Source organism: Pseudomonas sp. Irchel s3a10, assembly GCF_900187525.1.
Taxonomy (GTDB): Bacteria; Pseudomonadota; Gammaproteobacteria; order Pseudomonadales; family Pseudomonadaceae; genus Aquipseudomonas; species Aquipseudomonas koreensis_G.
This window is the reverse complement of the sequence record NZ_FYDR01000002.1, coordinates 481,987-501,738: the sequence shown is the minus strand read 5'-3', so window position 1 is coordinate 501,738 and position 19,752 is coordinate 481,987. Positions and strand designations below refer to the sequence as shown.

Sequence of the window (19,752 nt, the reverse complement as noted above, 5' to 3'; positions counted from 1 at the left end):
TACCTTTGGACATGATGCGTACTCCACTCACAGGGATGTAGGCTCAGGTATACACCTATCCAGCGTCGCCCGTTCTTTTATAATCGGCGCTTTGCCCGCCGCCAGTCCGATCCCATGCCAGATACCCAGTACAGCCTGCTCGACGAGCCTTTGTGGCCGTTGATGAACAAGTTTTACCGCCGCCACCAATCGTCAATGAAGGCGGTGCGCGATGCGCAGTTGTGGGTGGCCCGTCGCGAGGACATCATCGCCGCCCTGTGCCTGCGGCCGGTGGCGGGCGGGTATTGGTTGACCGGGCTGTTTGTCGATCCGGGTTGCCGTGAGCAAGGGATCGCCGCGCAGTTGATCGCGGCGGCAGTGAAGGATCTGCAGGAGCCGGTGTGGCTGTTCTGCCATCCGGATTTGCGCGGTTTTTATGAGCGGCGTGGCTTCAGTTTCGACCCTGCCCTGCCCTATGCGCTGGCCGAACGGTTGAGCCGGTATGCGCGGAGCAAGCCGATGATTGCGATGGGGCTGACACCTTCGATCTGATGCTAATCCCAATGTGGGAGCGAGCTTGCTCGCGAAAGCGGCGTGTCATTCGACGCATTTTCCGCCTGACAAGACGCATTCGCGAGCAAGCTCGCTCCCACAGGGTTTTTGGGGTGTTAGCGAGATCAGTCGTCAGCCGTTGGATCGAGATCCGGGAACATCACTTCGGTAAAGCCGAATTTGCTGAAGTCAGTGATGCGCGACGGATACAAGCGGCCGATCAGATGATCGCACTCATGCTGCACCACCCGCGCATGAAAGCCTGACGCCACGCGCACGATCGGCTCGCCCTTGGGATCAAAGCCTTCGTAGCGAATCTGCTGATAACGATCCACCGCACCGCGCAGGCCGGGCACCGACAGACAGCCTTCAAAGCCCTCCTCGGTCAGCGGACTCAGCGGCGTAATCAGCGGATTGATCAGGATCGTCTGCGGCACCGCTTCGGCGTCCGGGTAGCGTTCGCTGTGCTCGAAACCGAAGATCACCAGTTGCAGGTCGACGCCGATCTGCGGCGCGGCGAGGCCGACACCACCGACACTTTCCATGGTCTGGAACATGTCATCGATCAGTTGCCACAGCTCGGGGCTGTCGAACATTTCTGGCGGCACCGGTGGGGCGATGCGCAGCAGGCGTTCGTCGCCCATTTTGAGGATTTCACGAATCATGGTCGGGCTTCGTCAGTGTCCGGCTTGAGCGAGTGGTCGCGCCCCAGGCCCGAGACATGTTGTTTGGGATGTTCATCGAGTTCGCCGGGGACTTTCTCGCCCTCGTCCTTGCCCTCGCTGGACATGTGTTCGATCACCGCATTCATCTCCGCGCCGAGCAGCAGCACCGCCGAGGAAATGTAGAAATACAGCAACAGCACGATGATCGCCCCGATGCTGCCATACATCGCGTTGTAGTTGGCGAAGGTTTTGACGTAGAACGCAAAGCCCAGCGAGGCGATGATCCACACCACCACGGCCAGCACCGAACCGGGAGTGATGAAACGGAATTCCTGTTTGACGTCGGGCATCACGTAGTAGATCAGCGCCACGGCGACCATCATCAGGATCACGATCACCGGCCAGCGCGCAATCGTCCACACGGTGACGATAAAGTCTTCCAGGCCCACTTGCGCGGCAATCCAGCCCATCACCTGCGGCCCGAGCACCATCAGTGCGGCCGCCACCAGCAACATGCCGGCGATGCCGATGGTGTAAAACACCGACAGCGGGAAACGCTTCCAGATTGGCCGGCCCTCGACCACGTCGTAAGCGGCGTTCATCGCACTCATCATCAGCCGCACGCCGGCAGACGCGGTGTACAGGGCGATAACGATACCGACCGAAAGCAAACCGCCCTTGGACTGTTGCAACTGGTCGATCACCGGGTTGACCTGTTCCAGCGCCTGCGGTGGCAGCACCAGTTCCGACTGCAGGCGCAGCCAGCTGAAGAAATCCGGCAGGTGCAGGAAACCGATCAGGGCGATCAAAAACAGAATGAACGGGAACAGCGAGAACAGCATCTGGTAGGCCAGCGCCGAGGCATAGGTCGACATCTCGTCGTCGACGAATTCAGTGACCGTGCGCACCATCACCCGGTGCAGTGGCAGACCTTTCATGTCTGGAAAAATCATTCGCGTCTCCTTTCGCCGCATTACAGGTTGAAGTCGTGGCGACTCAGGGGCCGTTTTCTACATCACGGTAGCCTACTTGGCGACCTTCGTGGATGGCTGTCGGGTTTTGACACAAAAACGGCCATCCTTGGATGGCCGCTCGTGTATTTCGTTCAAGGCCCGATTACGCCTTGTCGACACCTTTCTTGATGGCGTCTTTGGCTTTGCCCACTGCTTGTTGAGCTTCGCCTTTTTTCTCTTGAACCTTGCCTTCGGCCTGGAGCTTGCTGTTGTCGGTGGCTTTACCGACGCCTTGCTTGACGTTGCCGACCGCTTCGTTGGCCATGCCTTTTACTTTATCGCCAGTGCTACTCATGGTGTTTCTCCTTGGTGCATTGAAGGGGAAAAGTCAGTACGTAATGATTGACTGGCCGGGTTTGCCACGAGTTTCATTTATTTTTGCCCTTCATTTCGTCGTGCAATGCAGGTTGGGCTTTATGTTTGCCCCGCAAGCCCCGAGAATGCGCAGCTATGGGCGCGGTGCGCCAACGATCAGATCCCGCAGGAATGTTATGAAACTCGATAAAAAGCAGGCCATTGCCCGTCGCAACCAGGAACTGGGCGGCGCTGTGCTCGGCACCAACAACTGCCACTTCGCCGAACTGAACCGCAACCGCAACATCTGGTGGTTCGACCTGCCAGTGACGCGTCTGGCTGTCGGGCAATACGAGTGGATTCACCTGCTGATGCACACCCCGGCCACCGACGAACTGCTGCACCTGAAAGTGCCGACGGTGTTCCTGCGGGAAAAGCTCGAAGGTCTGGTGATTCGCAACGAAGGCAAGCGTAAGGCGGCGTTGAGTCTGGAATTGAGTGCGGACAAGGATTCGTACCTGCAGGACATGCGCCCGGCGGGGACCAACGTGAATTTCGCGCCGTTCCGTCAGTAACCGAAAAGCTTCGCGAGCAAGCCCGCTCCCACATTTGACTGTATTCCAACTGGAGGAACGCGGTTGAATGTGGGAGCGGGCTTGCTCGCGAAGGCGGCATCACAGTCACTACAAATCCACCACTTACTCCAACAAAAAGCCCCGCATCTGCGGGGCTTTTTGCTTCAGGCGGCGGACTTGGCCTTGATCTTCTTCAGCTCTTCGTCACGCAACTCACGACGCAGGATCTTGCCGACGTTGGTGGTCGGCAGCGCATCGCGGAACTCCACCGAACGCGGCACCTTGTAACCGGTGACGTTGGCGCGCATGTGGTCCATCACGGTTTCCTTGGTCAGGGTCACGCCCGGTTTGACGACGATGAAAATCTTGATCGCCTCGCCCGACTTCTCGTCCGGCACGCCGATGGCCGCGCACTGCAACACGCCCGGCAGGGTCGCCAGCACGTCTTCCAGTTCGTTCGGGTAAACGTTGAAACCGGAGACCAGAATCATGTCTTTCTTGCGATCGACGATGCGCATGTAGCCATCGGGCTGGATCAGCGCGATGTCACCGGTCTTCAGCCAGCCTTCGCTGTCGAGGATCTCGTCGGTGGCGTCCTGACGCTGCCAGTAGCCCTTCATCACTTGCGGGCCCTTGACGCACAGCTCGCCGATTTCGCCCATGGGCTGCTCGACACCGGCATCGTCGATGATTTTGCACAGGGTCGACGGTACCGGAATGCCGATGGTGCCGATCTGGATGTTCTGGATCGGGTTGACCGTGGCCACCGGGCTGGTTTCAGTCATGCCGTAACCTTCGCAGATCGAGCAACCGGTCACCGCTTTCCAGCGCTCGGCCGCGGCCAGTTGCAGGGCCATGCCGCCGGACAGGGTGACTTTCAGGTTGGAGAAGTCCAGCTTGCGGAAACCTTCGTTGTTGCACAGCGCGACGAACAGCGTGTTGAGGCCGACGAAACCGCTGAACTTCCACTTCGACAGTTCCTTGACCATCGCCGGCAGGTCGCGCGGGTTGCTGATCAGGATGTTGTGGTTGCCGATCAGCATCATCGCCATGCAATGAAAGGTGAACGCATAAATGTGGTACAGCGGCAGCGGCGTGATCAGGATCTCGCAACCTTCATTGAGGTTGGAGCCCATCAGCGCCTTGCACTGCAGCATGTTGGCGACGAGGTTGCGATGGGTGAGCATCGCGCCCTTGGCCACGCCGGTGGTGCCACCGGTGTATTGCAACACTGCGACATCGCTGCTGTGCGGATTGGCTTCGGCCACAGGCTGGCCCTGGCCCTTGCTCAGCACGTCGTTGAACTTGACGGCTTTAGGCAGGTGATAGGCCGGCACCATCTTCTTCACGTACTTGATCACGCTGTTGATCAGCAGGCGTTTGACCGGTGGTAGCAGATCGGCGACTTCGGTGACGATGACGTGTTTGACCCCGGTTTTCGGCACCACGGCTTCAGCCAGGTGCGCCATGTTGGCCAGGCAGACAAGCGCTTTGGCGCCGGAGTCGTTGAATTGGTGTTCCATTTCCCGCGCGGTGTACAGCGGGTTGGTGTTGACCACGATCAGCCCGGCGCGAATCGCACCAAAGACGGCTACCGGGTACTGCAGAACGTTGGGCAGTTGCACGGCGATTCGATCACCGGGCTGCAAGTCGGTATGCTGTTGCAGATACGCGGCAAACGCACCGGACAATTCGTACAGTTCACCGTAGGTGATTGTCTTGCCCAGGTTGCTGAAAGCCGGCTTGTTGGCGAAGCGTTGGCAGGATTGCTTCAACACTGCCTGAATATTCGGGTACTCGTCTGGATTGATGTCGGCAGCAATTCCAGCCGGGTATTTATCCTTCCAAAAGTCTTCGATCATGGAAGCCCACTCCTCAGCAACGCGAATTCTTCACCGCATTTGATGCGATTATTATTGGTGTGTGTTTTGTATTGGTGAATCTGGCTTTTCTACAGGCCGAGAAGTCACAAAGCGCGCCGAGAGTAGCAGCTTTGCCGAGGGCCGACTAGAGCCAAAATCGGCCTCCATGGTCACTTTAATGACTCAAGACTTTCTAAAAGTCATTTTAGAGCAAAAATCCTATACACCCCTGAAAGCCCCGGTTTTCCGGGCCTTGAAAGCAAAAGATCGCAGCCTTCGGCAGCTCCTACAGGGAATGAGTTCCAATGTAGGAGCTGCCGAAGGCTGCGATCTTTTCGCTTCCAGGATTTCTACGCGATATCGCGCAACTCCCGCCGCAGAATCTTCCCGACCGGTGTCATCGGCAACGACTCACGCAGCACAATGTGTTTCGGCACCTTGTAAGCGGTGAAATTCTCTTTGCAGTACGCCTTGAGCTCTTCGAGGCTGACCCCGGTTTCCCGCGCCACCACAAACAGCTTCACCGCCTCGCCCGAACGTTCGTCCGGCACACCGATCACCGCGCAGTTGGCGACTTTCGGGTGAGCCATCACCACGTCCTCGATCTCGTTGGGGTACACGTTGAAGCCGGAGACGATGATCATGTCCTTCTTGCGATCGACGATGCGCACGAAACCGTCCGGGTCGATCACTGCGATATCACCGGACTTGAACCAGCCCTCGGCATCCAGCACTTCGGCGGTGGCTTCGGGTTTGTGCCAGTAGCCTTTCATGATTTGTGGGCCCTTGATGCACAACTCGCCGCGCTCGCCCATCGGCTGCTCGACACCCTCGTCATTGATGACTTTCAGCAGCGTACCCGGCACCGGCAGACCGACCGTGCCCAGACGCGACTTGTCGCCATACGGGTTGGTGCAGGCCACCGGCGAAGTTTCGGTGAGGCCGTAACCTTCGGTGATGCGGCAACCGGTGATCTGCTCCCAGCGCTCGGCGGTGGCCTTGACCAGCGCAGTACCGCCGGAGTTGGTCAGCTTGAGACTGGAGAAATCCAGGGTCTTGAAGTCCGGGTGATCCATCAGCGCGACGAACAACGTATTCAGGCCGAGCAACGCCGAGAAGCGCCAGTTCTTCAGCTCTTTGATGAAGCCTGCGATGTCCCGCGGATTGGTGATCAGCACGTTGTGGTTGCCGGAAACCATCATGCACATGCAGTTCGCGGTGAAGGCATAGATGTGGTACAGCGGCAGCGGCGCCACCATCACCTCCTGCCCCTCGCGCAGCAGTGGCTGACCGTCCGGCCCCAACTGCGCAAGACACGCACGCACCTGCTGCATGTTCGCCACGAGGTTGCCGTGGGTCAGCATCACGCCCTTGGCCAGGCCGGTGGTGCCGCCGGTGTATTGCAACACGGCGATGTCGTCGAGACCGACACTCAGCGGCTTGATCCCCAGGCCGCGACCCAGACGTAACGCACTCTTGAACGAGATCGCCTGCGGCAGCGAATACGCCGGGACCATTTTCTTCACTTTGCTGACCACGGTGTTGACCAGCCAGCCCTTGGCGGTAGGCAGCATGTCGCCCATCTTCGCTTCGATCAGGTACTGGATGTCGGTGTCCGGCAGCACTTCCTGAACCTTCTGCCCGAACATGTTCAGGTACACCAGCGCGCGGGCGCCGGAGTCCTTGAACTGGTGGCGCATCTCGCGCGCGGTGTACAGCGGGTTGGTGTTGACCACGATCAGCCCGGCGCGCAAGGCGCCGAACACGGCAATCGGATATTGCAGCACGTTGGGCATCTGCACCGCGATCCGATCCCCCGGCACCAGATCGGTGTGGGCTTGCAGGTAACCGGCGAACGCCGCGCTGTAGCGCTCGAGTTCCGCGTAGGTCAGGGTCACGCCCATATTGCTGAAGGCCGGCCGGTCCGCGAATTTCTTGCAGGAACGCTCAAACACCTCGATCACCGACTTGAACTCGCCCATGTCGATGTCCAGTGGTACGCCGGCGGGGCGTTTGTCATTCCAGAAATCAGGTTGCATTGTTCTTGTCCTCTTTACCTGAATCGATCCGGGAGCCGCTTTTCTGTGGTTTCGCGCTGATCCTTGAGGGCACAAAGCAAAAAGCGGAGCTTCACGGACACTAGCAGTTATGGCCATTGAGGCAAATATGGGCGAAGCCGTCATTGATCGTATGAATCTTCCTGCCGTGGCGTGGGCTGATCGGACGCGCTATACAATGCAACGACTGCGGGCCGTTACCGCTCGATAAAAAGGAATTGCCATGATCCACCGTGCCTTCTGGCTGGACGCGAGTGACCGCAGCCGCCTGTTCGTCAACCAGTGGTTGCCTGCCGCGCCCTTGAAGGCGGTGATCCTGCTGGCCCACGGCATGGCCGAACACAGCGCCCGCTACGAGCGGCTGGCGCATGCGTTCTGTGAACAAGGCTACGGTGTGTACGCCCCGGACCTGCGCGGCCATGGCAAGACCGCCGAACACGGGACGCTCGGGCATTTCGCCGATGACGACGGCTGGTGCAAGGTTATCGGCGATCTGGCCAGCCTCAATCAGCACATCGGCCAACAGCATCCCGCCGTGCCGATCATCCTGCTCGGGCACAGCATGGGCAGCTACCTCGCCCAGGGTTACCTGCTGCATCACAGCGCCAGCCTGCACGGGGCGATTCTCAGCGGTTCGAACTTCCAGCCGGTGGCGCTTTACGGCGCGGCGCGGCAAATCGCCCGTTTCGAAAAACTGCGCCAGGGTGGCAAGGGCCGCAGTGCGCTGATCGAGTGGTTGTCATTCGGCTCGTTCAACAACAAATTCAAACCGGTGCGCACGCCGTTCGACTGGCTCAGCCGCGATCCGGCCGAAGTCGACCAGTACGCTGCCGACCCGCTGTGCGGCTTTCGCTGCACCAATCAATTGTGGATCGACTTGCTCGGCGGCTTGCAGCAGATCAGCAAAGCGTCCAATCTCGCCCAGATCGACCCGGGCCTGCCGCTGCTGGTGATCGGCGGTGAATGTGATCCGGTGAGCGAAGGCAAGCGTCTGACAGATCTGGCCAATGCATTGCGCACGGCCGGCAGCCAGAACCTGCAACTGAAGATCTACCCGCAGGCGCGGCACGAATTGTTCAACGAAACCAATCGCGACGAAGTGATTGCCGATGTGCTGACCTGGATCGACCAGGCGCTGAGCCATCGCCGCCCGCATCGCAGCGAATAATTTTTTGTGGATTCACTTTAATCCGTCACAGGAATCAAGACCGATGACCCAGGTTACCAACATCCCTTACGAAGCCCTCGAAGTCGGCCAGACCGCCAGCTACAGCAAGACTGTCGAAGAGCGCGACATTCAGCTGTTCGCCGCGATGTCGGGCGACCACAACCCGGTGCACCTGGACGCCGAGTTCGCCGCTGCCAGCATGTTCAAGGAACGCATCGCCCACGGCATGTTCAGCGGTGCACTGATCAGCGCGGCAGTGGCGTGCGAGCTGCCTGGACCGGGCACCATCTACATCGGTCAGCAGATGAGCTTTCAGAAACCGGTGAAGATTGGCGACACCCTGACCGTACGCCTGGAAATTCTTGAGAAGCTGCCGAAGTTTCGCGTGCGCATCGCCACTCGCGTGTTCAACCAGCGTGATGAGCTGGTCGTGGATGGCGAGGCCGAGATTCTCGCGCCGCGCAAGCAGCAAACCGTGACCTTGCCGACGTTGCCGGCGATCAGCATCGGCTGATCATCAGGTACACAAAACAAAAGTGGGAGCGGGCTAGCTCGCGAAGGGGTCGTGTCAGCAACAGCATCGTTGCATGACACAGCGCTTTCGCGAGCAAGCCCGCTCCCACATTTTTTCAGCGTGGCTTACGAACGAGCGCGAGCCTGGTTACGCAGGGCTTTCACCTGGTCGTGGTTGCGTTGTACGCCGTGGTACTGACGCTCAACCAGGTCACGGATGCCGACCAGGCCGTGCTTGTTGATTTTCTCGATGGCTTCACGGTAAGCCTTCAGGGCGTGGTCTTCACCGCGCTCGGCCTCGTTCAGCACAGCCTCTTCGTCCTTGCCGGTGAACATGGCTTTGACGTCGACCCAGCGACGGTGCAGGTCACCGCTGACGCTGGTAGAGGTTTCCGGATCACCGCCCAGTTTACGCACTTCAGCCTGCAGTTCAGCGGCGGCAGTCGCGCAATCGGCAGAACGGGTCACGAACAGGGTTTTGAGTTCTGGATGCTTGATGTCTTCAGCGCAAGTCTTGAACCCTTCCTGGCCGTCCTTGCAGGTTTCGATCAGGTCGTTGAGTACAGAGATCGCTTCTTTATTCATGTCGGTCATTTTTCAATTCCTTGCGGTTGGTTGAAGATGCAAGGGTTATTGCAGTGTGCGTGCCAGCTTTTCAATCAAAAATAAATCGTTATTTTTCAATAAGTTAAAGATATTTGAACTATCTGTATCACGGTTATTTGCATGATCTGTCATTTGGCCTGCATGCAGAATGCCTGTATTTTCCTGACTGATTGAATCCAGATGATCGCCACTGATGAATCCTGAAAAACTTGAACTGCTGATCACCCGTGAAATGCCCTTCGGCAAGTACAAGGGCCGGATCATTGCCGACCTGCCGGGGCCTTACCTGAACTGGTTTGCCCGCGAAGGCTTTCCCCACGGCGAACTCGGCGGACTGTTGGCACTGATGCAGGAAATCGACCATAACGGTCTGTCGGATCTGCTCGAACCGCTACGCGCCAAACACGGCAAACCCGCCCCGCGCCACTGAAGCGCCCCTCCCCTTGAGCCGAGTCGACCATGCCTGACAACACCCGCCGCGCCCGTGACGAAGCGTTCTGGCAAACCTTCGCCGATCGCTACGAAGCGCAAACCGGCCCGCTGAACCTGGAGAACGGTTACTTCGGGCGCATGTCGCGCACAGTGATCGAGGACTACCAGCGCAACATCGAGCTGATCAATACCAGCAACTCGGTGTACGTGCGCCAGCGTTTCGAACAGCACGACAGCCTGGAGATCCGTGCGCAACTGGCCGAGACGATCGGCGTGCGCGCGCAGAGCGTGGCCTTCACCCGCAACGCCAGCGATGCGCTGCAATCGCTGATCCGCAATTACAATCGCCTGCTACCGGGCGATCAGGTACTGATCAGCGACCTGGAATACGACACGGTCAAAGGCGCCATGCGCTGGCTGTCTCGCCATCGCGGCGTCGACGTGATCGAGATCAACCACACTCACCCGGCCAGTTTCGACAGCCTGCTGGACAGTTACCGCGAAGCCTTCATCCGCTATCCGAAACTCAAGCTGATGGCCCTGACCCATGTCACCCACCGCACCGGTCTGGTGATGCCGGTCCAGGCCATCGCCGCGCTGGCGAAACAGCATGGCGTGGACATCATCCTCGACGGCGCTCACGCCCTTGGCCAGATCGAGTTCAACCTTGAAGCACTGGGCATCGCCTTCGCCGGTTTCAACCTGCACAAGTGGATTGGCGCACCGCTGACCCTGGGCTTTCTGTACATCGCCCCGCAGCGTCTGGCCGACATCGATCCGGACATGGGCGAAATGCACTTTCCGGCCAGCGACATCCGCGCCCGCACGCCGTACAGCACGCCGAACATTCCGGCGCTGATGTCACTGCCGTTGGCACTCGAGGAGCACCGCTCGCTCGGCGGCGCTGCGGCCAAAAGCGCCCGGCTCAATTACCTGCGCAACCTGTGGGTGAGTGCCGTGCGGCACCTGCCGGGGATCGAGGTGATGACCCCGGACGATCCGCGCCTGTATTGCGGGATCACCTCGATGCGTTTCACTCGCCACGCCGATCAACAGGCGATGGTCGAGCGCCTGCTCAACGAGTACAACCTGTTCACCGTGGTGCGCAACGGTGCAGCGAGCGGGCCGAGCATTCGCATCACGCCGGGGCTGACCACCACGGCGGCTGACATGCAGTTGCTGACCCGTGCACTCAACGAGCTGCGCTGATCGGTTCACACGGTGTACTTGTCGAAGTCCTCGGGCTTGATCTGCGACGAGGCGGCAAAGGTGTCGATGCCGATGGTCAGGTGGCCGAAGAAACCGTCCTCGTGAGAGTCTCGGCCGATCGGCCACACGGTCAGGGTCGAACCCTCGCCGCCCATATTGGCGTAGTAGCTGTCGTCGGCATTGTTCAAGGGGGTTGAGGCTCGCCCGCGGTAGTCCCGGGCATTGAGCACCGCACGTGAGACCACTTCGGGGAAATACAGCTGACCGACCCAGGCCACGTTGCGCTCCTCCAGGTATTCAGTGCCGCTGACCATGCGCACCGCCACATGAATGTGCAGCGCCCGACCGGCATAGAACCCCGGATAGATGGTGGTGAAGCGCACCCGCCCCTGCTGATCGCAGAACTGGCTGCCGCGCAGATAAGTGTCATCGTCGGTGCGCGGCACCGAGCCGATGGCATCGGAGTCGACCTCCAGATCCGGGTTGATCCGGCTCCATCCCGAATAGGCGCCCCGTGCATTGCAGTGCCAGATGTCCACCAATGCCCCGCTCACCGGCTGGCCGGTCATCGCGTCGACGATGCTCAGGCGCAGCAACAGGGGCAGCCCTTCGGCGCCTTCGCTGATATTGCGCCGCAGCAATTTGGGATTGCGAAAGTACGGCCCGGCGATCTGCTCGGGGGCCAACTGGTAGATTGATGGTGATGATGCGGTTGAAGTGTCTCGTTCCATGACGCGTTCTCTTTTCCATAAGATGAACGCAGATTAACGGCGCACGAGCCCCGTGGTGCGGTAACTATGTGTCGCGCCGTTTCCATGAATATTTTTGCCGGGCAAAAAAAAACGGCGCACCGACCAAGCGCACCGTAAAGCCGTAGAACACACAACGAAGTGTCAGGTAAAGCGTTTAGTCCAGCAGCGCCAGGGCTTCGGCGGTGCATTCCTGAATGCGCGCCCAGTCGCCGTTCTTGATCCACTCGGGATCGAGCATCCAGCTGCCACCCACGCACATGACGTTTTTCAGCGCCATGTAGCTCTTGATGTTGGCCGGGCCGACGCCACCGGTCGGGCAGAATTTCACTTCGCCGAACGGGCCGCCGAGGGCCTTGATCGCGGCCACGCCACCGCTGACTTCCGCCGGGAACAGCTTGAAGCGGCGATAGCCCAGGCCATAGCCTTCCATGATGCCGGAGGCGTTGCTGATGCCCGGCAGCAGCGGAATCGGGCTGTCGACGCTGGCTTCGAGCAGGTCACGGGTGATGCCCGGGGTGACGATGAATTGCGAACCCGCCGCTTCCGCTGCTGCAAGCATGTTGCGATCAAGCACGGTGCCGGCACCGGTCACCAGCTCCGGACGCTGCTCACGCAGGATCTGGATCGCCTTGAGACCGAATTGCGAACGCAGGGTCACTTCCAGCGCGGTCAGGCCACCGGCGGCCAGGGCGTCGGCCAGTGGCAGCACGTCCTGTTCACGGGCGATGGTGATCACTGGCAGGATCCGCGCCTTGGCGCAGAGGCTGTCGATCAGGGCAACTTTGTCCGCCATGGAAACGGTCGGGGATGGGGTTGTCATAGCGGCTGTTCCTTGGCTCATGGGCACCAGTAAATCTCTAACGTAGGTTGCAGAAACGCGCGCACCGGCATGGCCGCGACGTCATCGGATGCCAGTGCGGCATTCAGGGTGGTCAGCTTCGATTGACCGGAAATCGACAGAATCTTGTGCTTTGCCGAAGCCAGCAGCGCACGGCTCATGGTCAGGCGTTGACGCGGCACGCTCGGCGCCAGCATCGGCCAGCAGCGACGGCTGCCGTCAGCCTGCAAGGCTTCAGTCAGGTTCGGGCTGTCAGGAAACAGCGACGCGGTGTGACCGTCATCGCCCATGCCCAGAACCAGCACGTCAATCGGCGGCAATTCGGCAAGCAAGCGGTCGGCTTGTTCGGCAGCCTGCTCGACGTTGGCCGCCGCGCTGTAAAGGCTGAGGAACTGTGCCTTGGCGGCCGGCCCTTTGAGCAGGTACTGCTTGAGCAGGCCGGCATTGCTGTCGGCGTGTTCGACCGGTACCCAGCGCTCATCGGCGAGGGTCACGACGACCTTCGACCAGTCCAGCTCCTGCTTGGCCAGGTGCTGAAAAAACGCCACCGGGCTGCGACCGCCTGAGACCACCAGCACCGCGTTGCCGCGTGCAGCGATGGCATCGCTCAACTGCTTGGCGACGTTTAGCGCCAGACCTTCGGCCAACAGCACCGGGCTCTTGAATTCGTGGGCATTCACGCCCGCGGGCAGTTTCACATCAGATATCGCCATACCACGACCTCCCGTCCCGCGTGATCAGTGCAATCGAGCTCATCGGCCCCCACGACCCGGCCGCATACGGCTTGGGCGCGTCACCGGATTTTTTCCAGCCGGCGATCAACTGGTCACACCACTTCCACGCGGCTTCGATTTCATCTTTACGGACAAACAGGTTCTGATTGCCGTTCATCACTTCCAGCAACAACCGCTCGTAGGCATCGGGTATCCGTGCGCTGCGCCAGGTGTCGGAGAAATTCAGTTGCAGCGGGCCGCTGCGCAGTTGCATGCCCTTATCCAGGCCCTGCTCCTTGGTCATCACACGCAAGGAAATGCCCTCGTCCGGTTGCAGACGGATGATCAGTTTGTTGCTGATCTGCAGGCGTTGCTCCGGCGCGAAAATGTAGTGCGACGGTTCCTTGAAGTGGATGACGATCTGCGACAGTTTCTGCGGCATACGCTTGCCGGTACGCAGGTAGAACGGCACGCCGGCCCAGCGCCAGTTGCGGATGTCGGCACGCAGGGCGACGAAGGTTTCGGTGTCGCTCTGAGTGTTGGAATTCGGTTCTTCAAGGTAGCCCGGCACGGACTTGCCCTCGCTGTGGCCGGCGATGTACTGACCACGCACCACTTGCGTGGTCAGGCCTTCCGGACTGATCGGCGCCAGGGCCTTAAGCACTTTTACCTTTTCATCACGGATGCTGTCGGCGGACAGGTCGGCCGGCGGATCCATGGCGATCAGGCACAGCAGCTGCAACAGGTGATTCTGGATCATGTCGCGCAGTTGGCCGGCCTTGTCGAAGTAGCCCCAACGGCCCTCGATGCCGACCTTCTCGGCCACGGTGATTTCCACGTGGGAGATGTAATTCTGGTTCCACTGGGTTTCGAACAGGCTGTTGGCGAAACGCAGGGCGATCAGGTTCTGGACGGTCTCTTTGCCCAGGTAGTGGTCGATGCGGTAGGTGCGGTTCTCCGGGAAGAACTGCGCGACGGCGTCGTTGACTTTGCGCGAGGATTCCAGATCGGAGCCGATCGGCTTTTCCAGGACCACGCGGGTGTTTTCTGCCAGACCGACTTTTGCCAGGTTCTCGCAAATTGCGCCATACACCGCTGCCGGTGTGGCGAAGTAGGCAATCATGCGTTGCGCGCTACCGGCCGCTTCGGCCAGCGCCACATAATCTTCAGCCTTGAGGAAGTCGACGTGCAGGTAGCTCAGGCGCGCCAGAAAGCGCTCGGCCACGGCCTCGTCCAGCTCTTTGCCGACGTAACGGCGCAATTCGGCGGCGATGAACGCCAGGTGCTGCTGCTCGGAACCGGGTTCACGGGCCAGCGCGATGATGCGCGTGTCCTCGTGCAACAGGTCGGCGCCATCGAGGTGATAAAGGGCAGGAAACAGCTTGCGCAGGGCCAGATCGCCCAGAGCGCCGAACAAGGCAAAGGTGCACGGTTCAACCGTAATCGAAGGCATGATGTTTGTTCTTTTATCAAGTTAAGCTACAAATACCTTTTTTCAAGGCATCACTCAAGGGAAAATGTAGTAATAACCACAACATTTTCGCAAAATACAGATTCCGAGTGGTGGTCGGTCGGAGCCACCAGTAGGATAGGCCACCGTTACGGGCCACATCAAAGGCCCAATTTGCATAGCCCGGCGCACCTTTGCGCAGGTGAATTAGGAATTCCATATGGACCGCGTGCGAAATTTACTGGAACAGATCCAGAGTCGCCTTGAAGAGCTGAACAAGGCCGAACGCAAAGTCGCCGAGGTGATCCTGCTCAACCCGCAGCAGGCTACTCGCTTCAGCATCGCCGCCCTCGCCCAGGCCGCATCGGTGAGCGAGCCGACGGTCAACCGTTTCTGCCGTTCGTTCGGCGTCAGCGGCTATCCCGAACTCAAGTTGCAATTGGCGCAAAGCCTGGCCAGCGGCGCGGCATATGTCAGCCGCGCGGTGGAGGCGGATGACAATCCCGAGGCGTACACGCAGAAGATCTTCGGCAGCGCCATCGCCTCGCTGGACAGTGCTTGTCAGGCGCTCGACCCGAACCTGATCAGCCGCGCCGTCGACCTGTTGATTCAGGCACGGCAGATTCACTTCTTCGGCCTCGGTGCATCAGCGCCTGTGGCTTTGGATGCGCAGCACAAATTCTTCCGTTTCAACCTCGCCGTCACCGCGCATGCAGATGTGCTGATGCAGCGAATGATTGCTTCGGTGGCGCACACTGGCGAGCTGTTCGTGATCATTTCCTACACCGGCCGCACCCGCGAACTGGTGGAAGTGGCGCGCATCGCCCGGGAGAACGGCGCTTCGGTGCTGGGCCTGACCGCCGAGAATTCACCGCTGGCCAAGGCCAGTACCCTGAGCCTCAACATTCCGCTGCCGGAAGACACCGACATCTATATGCCGATGACCTCGCGGATCATTCAGTTGACGGTGCTGGATGTGCTGGCAACCGGCATGACTCTGCGTCGCGGAGTGGATTTCCAGCCGCATCTGCGCAAGATCAAAGAGAGTTTGAATGCGAGCCGGTATCCGGTGGGTGATGAGTTCAACTGAGGCCTGATAATTCTTTATTGAATGATCCGGCCTCTTCGCGAGCAAGCCCGCTCCCACAGGTGATCGGGTTCCTTTAATTGGAATGCCATCTACTGTGGGAGCGGGCTTGCTCGCGAAGGCGTCAGTCGACTCACCGCAAATCTAGGCCGCCGCCCACGCCTGCAAACTCAAATGCGCCTTCTCCCCCGGCGCCAGATGCAGGCTGTCAGTGCCCCCCGCCGCCGCTTCGACACAGACAAACTCCGTCACTTCATCCCAGCTCACGCCCAACAGGGGTCGCGAGCCTGGATGCCAGACCACCGTGTCGCCACTGTCACCGGTATCGATGCACAACTCGCGCTGCCAGGCGTGATCCTTGAGCTGTAATTCGCCGTCGTGCTGGAACACCCGCTGACAACCGCCATCGACACGCAACTCGCCTTCCTGCTGGCACGACTGGCGGCTCAACTGGTCATAACCCTGCGCCCCTTCGAGGCCAGACAGCGCTATCTCACCGACATCGCCAATACGCCAGTAAGCGTGCAAAGCCTGGCTCAACTGGCACGGCATGTCGTCCTGATGCTCGGTGCTCAGGCGTAATTCCATGCGTTCACCGAGGTGCGCGTGCAGGTCGACCTGCCAGTCGCACAACTGCAATTGCCAATGCAGGCGTACGCCATCCTCGGCGCTGCTGCTGTCGAGCAGCTTCCAGTCGAGCAGCCGCGCCCAGCCATGGGACGGCCAGGCGTTTTCGCTCGGATGGCGGCCATACCACGGCCAGCACACCGGCACGCCGCCACGAATGGCGCCAACGTGCGGCCACTTTGCCGCACACCACAACCACGGTTTCTGCCCGCGAGGCTGGAAGTGCAGCAACTGCGCGCCCTGCCGACTGAACACCGCCTGACACAGCGGATGGTCGATCACCAGCACATCGCGCATCTGATAGCGCTCCCAGGCAAACACCGGTCGTTCGCGCAGGGATTTGAAGAAGCGTTGCAGCGGATGCTCATGCATTGGCCACGGTCCTGAAAATCATGGGGTACTCAACAATCCACATTGCTCTTGTGGCGAGGGAGCTTGCTCCCGCTGGGCTGCGAAGCGGCCCTGAAACCATTCACTGCGGTGTGTCATTTAAACCTCATCATCAGAATTTACGACTGCTGCGCAGCCGAGCGGGAGCGAGCTCCCTCGCCACAAATGGGCACGACACAGACCTTGTATACGAGTCGCAAAAAAAAGCGGACAGCCTTGGCTGTCCGCAAATATGCGCACATAGAGAGGAGCTTATCGCAGACGCGTCAGAACGTAGACTGAATTTTCAGGCCAGCGACCAAAGCGTTGTCCACTTCATCCACACCACCCGGGTGAGTGATGTACTGCAGGTTAGGACGTACGGTCAGCCAGTTGGTGACGTGGAAGCCGTAGTTGATCTCGTAGTTGTATTCGGTTTCACGAATCGGCGAGAACACCGGATTGTCGTAGTCCGAAACACCGTTGGAAGCATTCAGGAACTCGGCGTTTTTCTTCACGTCATCGTTGACATGGATACGCGCCGCACCGATACCCACGTCATCTTTAGGACGCGCGTCGAACGGGCCCTTGTAGACAAACATCACCGACTGGTAGTTGTCGATGAAGTTGGTGTCCTTGTCGTGGAACGTGGCGTTGGCAGCAATGTTCAGACCGCGAGTTGCATCACCGTTGTGGCTGGTGAGTTGCTGCTGTGCGACGAACCAGTAACCGTGTTTGCTGCTGTGAGTCTTGTACGCGTCGCCGGTAGTCGCCGCGTCGAAACCGTTGACGTCTTCGCGGACGTCGTCGGCATCCGCCGTGCTCTTGTAGTAACCGACGCGGTACTCGCCCGGCAGGCTGTTGACCTTCGGCGACCAGACCAATTCAACCGGCAACACAGTACCTTTGGTGCCGCTGCCGCTGAGCTTGAAGCCGTTGCCGTGTTCCAGCTGCGACGGGTTCTGGTTGTACGCACCGATCTGCGCGTAGAGCTCGTCGTTGATGTTGTATTTCACACGGATCGCGGCCTGGCTGACGGGCCAGTTGTACCAGATGTTGGTCGCCCAGTTACCGACCTGCGAACCGCAGAACGCCAGGTTCTGGAAGTCGCACGGGAAGGTGTTGAAGTCTTCGCCTTCACCGAAGTAACCGGCCTTGACGTCGAGTTTGTTGTCGAAGAACTGGTGCTGAATCCACAACTGGGTCAGACGCACCATGTGGCCACGACCGTAAACTTCCTGCGACGACGACAGGGTGCCGGCACGCGGATCGCCCACGCGGTCGTTGGAGATGTTGTAGCCGTTACGGTTGGTCAACTGGATCTTGGCCTGAGTGTTGTCCCAGCCCCAGAGTTTTTGCAGATCCAGCGCCACGCCCAGACCAAACTGATCGCTATAGCGACCGGTCTTGTCGTCGTTGTAGCCGCCATGCAGGTTGGCGCCCATTTCCCCAACGTAGTCAGCCTTGATGTCGATACCCTGCTCGATCAGCTTGGTCCGCTCGCCGCCCCAGTCACCGGTCATCCATTTCGAATCGGAGCTGAATGCATCGGCAGCCATTGCATTGCCGGCCAGCACCAAGGCCGCCGCAGCTGACACTTGGCAGATCAACCGGGCATTGACGTGTTTCTTTTTCATCCCTACATCCTCGTCTTTATTGTTATTAACTGTTTTTTTCCAACGCGGTTTACATAAATTGCGATGCTCGACAGGCCGGGCAGCGCTTGCTCCTTGTAGGAGTGAGCCTGCTCGCGATAGCGGTTTTACATTCAACATCTCTGTCGACTGATACACCGTCATCGCGAGCAGGCTCACTCCTACAATTGATCTTCAGCGGCCTTTGAACTGCGCGACATTTGCCGACCGCGCTTCGGTCTGCGCCTGGCCCGCAACGCCCAGACGCTCGCCAGTCTTGGCATCGAACAACAACACTTTCGACGGATCGAATTGCAGGGTCAGGGTTTCGCCCACCTGCGGTGCCACGTCCGGCGCCAGGCGGCAGCAGACCTTGGTGTCATTCAGGTTGACGAACACCAGGGTGTCCGGACCGGTCGGTTCGGTGACCTGCACTTCCGCCTTGATGCTCGGCAGGCCATTGCCCTCGCCGTTCGCCAGAACAATCTGTTCCGGGCGCAGGCCGAGGATCACTTCGCGATCTTCCAGCCCTGCATCCTGCATGCTCATCGGCAGTTCGCAACGCGCCTGGCCGCTGTCGAGCAGCGCCAGCAGACGACCGTCCTTGCGTTGCAGACGCAGCGGAATGAAGTTCATCGGCGGCGAACCGATGAAGCTCGCCACGAACAGGTTGGCCGGATCGTTGTAGATCTCTTTCGGCGTGCCGAACTGCTGGATGATGCCGTCCTTCATCACCGCCACTTTGTCGCCCAGGGTCATCGCTTCGATCTGGTCGTGGGTCACGTAGACCGTGGTGGTTTTCAGGCGCTGGTGCATCAGTTTCATTTCGGTACGCATCTCGACGCGCAGCTTGGCGTCGAGGTTCGACAGCGGTTCGTCGAACAGGTAGATCTTCGGCCGACGCGCCAACGCACGGCCCATCGCCACACGCTGTTGCTGACCACCGGAGAGCTGGCCCGGCTTGCGGTTGAGCAGGTGTTCGATCTGCAGCAGCTTGGCCACGCGCGCGACTTCTTCATCGATCGCCGATTGCGCCATCTTGCGGATCTTCAGACCGAACTCGATGTTCTCGCGCACGCTCATGGTCGGATACAGCGCGTAGGACTGGAACACCATGGCGATGTCGCGATCCTTCGGGCTCATGCCGCTGACGTCCTGGTCGCCGATCATGATCGCGCCACCGGTGATGGTCTCGAGGCCGGCAATGCAGTTCATCAGGGTCGACTTGCCGCAGCCCGACGGGCCGACCAGGATCAGGAACTCACCGTCCTTGATCGACAGTTCGATGTTCTTCAGGGTGTCCGGCAGGCCGGCACCATAAGTCTTGTTGACGTTGCGAAGTTCGAGCGTAGCCATG

The 19,752-nt window shown here is 59.6% G+C and carries 20 protein-coding genes; 7 read left to right on the top strand and 13 right to left on the bottom strand.

What is annotated here, in order from left to right; all coding sequences use genetic code 11:
* Positions 1-114: 114 nt before the first annotated feature.
* Positions 115-531, top strand: coding sequence for a GNAT family N-acetyltransferase (locus tag CKW11_RS07765; RefSeq protein WP_095137068.1), 417 nt, complete (start codon positions 115-117; stop codon positions 529-531).
* 125 nt (positions 532-656) lie between these two features.
* Here CKW11_RS07765 and def read toward each other — a convergent pair whose 3' ends face one another.
* The 3 genes from def to CKW11_RS07750 all read right to left on the bottom strand — a co-directional run bounded on the left by def (position 657) and on the right by CKW11_RS07750 (position 2,504).
* Positions 657-1,196: a peptide deformylase gene (gene def / locus CKW11_RS07760; protein ID WP_003227403.1), complete on the bottom strand. Its 540-nt coding sequence runs from the start codon at positions 1,194-1,196 to the stop codon at positions 657-659.
* Entirely contained in the window at positions 1,193-2,149 is a 957-nt protein-coding gene (locus CKW11_RS07755) for a YihY/virulence factor BrkB family protein (protein WP_095137067.1), read from the bottom strand. The genes def and CKW11_RS07755 overlap by 4 nt, the downstream gene beginning before the upstream one ends.
* 163 nt (positions 2,150-2,312) lie before the next feature.
* Positions 2,313-2,504 carry a CsbD family protein gene (locus tag CKW11_RS07750; protein ID WP_095137066.1) on the bottom strand — a complete coding sequence of 64 codons (192 nt, stop codon included), beginning with the start codon at positions 2,502-2,504 and terminating at the stop codon, positions 2,313-2,315.
* A 196-nt stretch (positions 2,505-2,700) separates the two neighbouring features.
* Between CKW11_RS07750 and CKW11_RS07745 the strand changes: the two genes are divergently transcribed.
* Positions 2,701-3,078 (top strand): hypothetical protein, encoded by a 378-nt coding sequence (locus CKW11_RS07745; protein ID WP_007969330.1) that lies wholly within the window; start codon positions 2,701-2,703, stop codon positions 3,076-3,078.
* Between the two features lie 164 nt (positions 3,079-3,242).
* On the opposite strand, the gene fadD1 is transcribed toward CKW11_RS07745, so the two are convergent.
* Entirely contained in the window at positions 3,243-4,940 is a 1,698-nt protein-coding gene (gene fadD1, locus CKW11_RS07740; RefSeq protein WP_095137065.1) for a long-chain-fatty-acid--CoA ligase FadD1, read from the bottom strand.
* 350 nt (positions 4,941-5,290) lie between these two features.
* Positions 5,291-6,979 (bottom strand): long-chain-fatty-acid--CoA ligase FadD2, encoded by a 1,689-nt coding sequence (gene fadD2, locus CKW11_RS07735; RefSeq protein ID WP_095137064.1) that lies wholly within the window; start codon positions 6,977-6,979, stop codon positions 5,291-5,293.
* 241 nt (positions 6,980-7,220) lie between these two features.
* On the opposite strand from fadD2, the gene CKW11_RS07730 reads away from it, so the two are divergent.
* Positions 7,221-8,165 carry an alpha/beta hydrolase gene (locus CKW11_RS07730; protein WP_095137063.1) on the top strand — a complete coding sequence of 315 codons (945 nt, stop codon included), beginning with the start codon at positions 7,221-7,223 and terminating at the stop codon, positions 8,163-8,165.
* A gap of 43 nt (positions 8,166-8,208) precedes the next feature.
* Entirely contained in the window at positions 8,209-8,679 is a 471-nt protein-coding gene (locus CKW11_RS07725) for a MaoC family dehydratase (RefSeq protein ID WP_003227420.1), read from the top strand.
* 125 nt (positions 8,680-8,804) lie between these two features.
* Here the strand turns inward: CKW11_RS07725 and CKW11_RS07720 are convergent, their stop codons facing one another.
* On the bottom strand, positions 8,805-9,272 hold the full coding sequence (locus CKW11_RS07720; RefSeq protein ID WP_003227422.1) for a PA2169 family four-helix-bundle protein: 468 nt from the start codon (positions 9,270-9,272) through the stop codon (positions 8,805-8,807).
* Between the two features lie 205 nt (positions 9,273-9,477).
* Here CKW11_RS07720 and CKW11_RS07715 point away from each other — a divergent pair, with 205 nt between their 5' ends.
* Both CKW11_RS07715 and CKW11_RS07710 read left to right on the top strand, forming a co-directional pair.
* Positions 9,478-9,714, top strand: a complete 237-nt coding sequence (locus tag CKW11_RS07715) for a DUF3820 family protein (protein WP_003227425.1) — start codon at positions 9,478-9,480, stop codon at positions 9,712-9,714.
* Positions 9,715-9,743: 29 nt separating this feature from the next.
* Positions 9,744-10,925 (top strand): aminotransferase class V-fold PLP-dependent enzyme, encoded by a 1,182-nt coding sequence (locus CKW11_RS07710; protein ID WP_095137062.1) that lies wholly within the window; start codon positions 9,744-9,746, stop codon positions 10,923-10,925.
* A gap of 5 nt (positions 10,926-10,930) precedes the next feature.
* Here CKW11_RS07710 and CKW11_RS07705 read toward each other — a convergent pair whose 3' ends face one another.
* The 4 genes from CKW11_RS07705 to zwf all read right to left on the bottom strand — a co-directional run bounded on the left by CKW11_RS07705 (position 10,931) and on the right by zwf (position 14,681).
* The gene (locus CKW11_RS07705; RefSeq protein ID WP_095137061.1) at positions 10,931-11,656 is read right to left on the bottom strand and encodes an intradiol ring-cleavage dioxygenase; all 726 of its coding nucleotides are present in this window, start codon (positions 11,654-11,656) and stop codon (positions 10,931-10,933) included.
* Positions 11,657-11,831: 175 nt separating this feature from the next.
* Positions 11,832-12,497 (bottom strand): bifunctional 4-hydroxy-2-oxoglutarate aldolase/2-dehydro-3-deoxy-phosphogluconate aldolase, encoded by a 666-nt coding sequence (locus tag CKW11_RS07700; RefSeq protein ID WP_007969324.1) that lies wholly within the window; start codon positions 12,495-12,497, stop codon positions 11,832-11,834.
* 17 nt (positions 12,498-12,514) lie between these two features.
* A complete protein-coding gene (pgl, locus tag CKW11_RS07695; protein ID WP_095137060.1) occupies positions 12,515-13,228 on the bottom strand; it encodes a 6-phosphogluconolactonase in 714 nt (237 codons plus the stop codon).
* Positions 13,215-14,681 carry a glucose-6-phosphate dehydrogenase gene (gene zwf, locus CKW11_RS07690; protein WP_027612566.1) on the bottom strand — a complete coding sequence of 489 codons (1,467 nt, stop codon included), beginning with the start codon at positions 14,679-14,681 and terminating at the stop codon, positions 13,215-13,217. The genes pgl and zwf overlap by 14 nt, the downstream gene beginning before the upstream one ends.
* Before the next feature lie 226 nt (positions 14,682-14,907).
* Here zwf and CKW11_RS07685 point away from each other — a divergent pair, with 226 nt between their 5' ends.
* Complete coding sequence (locus tag CKW11_RS07685) at positions 14,908-15,768, top strand: MurR/RpiR family transcriptional regulator (RefSeq protein ID WP_169842436.1); 861 nt, start codon at positions 14,908-14,910, stop codon at positions 15,766-15,768.
* Positions 15,769-15,909: 141 nt separating this feature from the next.
* Here the strand turns inward: CKW11_RS07685 and CKW11_RS07680 are convergent, their stop codons facing one another.
* The 3 genes from CKW11_RS07680 to CKW11_RS07670 form a co-directional block, all read right to left on the bottom strand.
* On the bottom strand, positions 15,910-16,764 hold the full coding sequence (locus CKW11_RS07680; RefSeq protein ID WP_007969321.1) for a D-hexose-6-phosphate mutarotase: 855 nt from the start codon (positions 16,762-16,764) through the stop codon (positions 15,910-15,912).
* Between the two features lie 284 nt (positions 16,765-17,048).
* Positions 17,049-18,398: a carbohydrate porin gene (locus CKW11_RS07675; RefSeq protein ID WP_095137059.1), complete on the bottom strand. Its 1,350-nt coding sequence runs from the start codon at positions 18,396-18,398 to the stop codon at positions 17,049-17,051.
* 192 nt (positions 18,399-18,590) lie between these two features.
* Positions 18,591-19,751 carry an ABC transporter ATP-binding protein gene (locus CKW11_RS07670; RefSeq protein ID WP_095137058.1) on the bottom strand — a complete coding sequence of 387 codons (1,161 nt, stop codon included), beginning with the start codon at positions 19,749-19,751 and terminating at the stop codon, positions 18,591-18,593.
* Position 19,752: the final 1 nt, after the last annotated feature.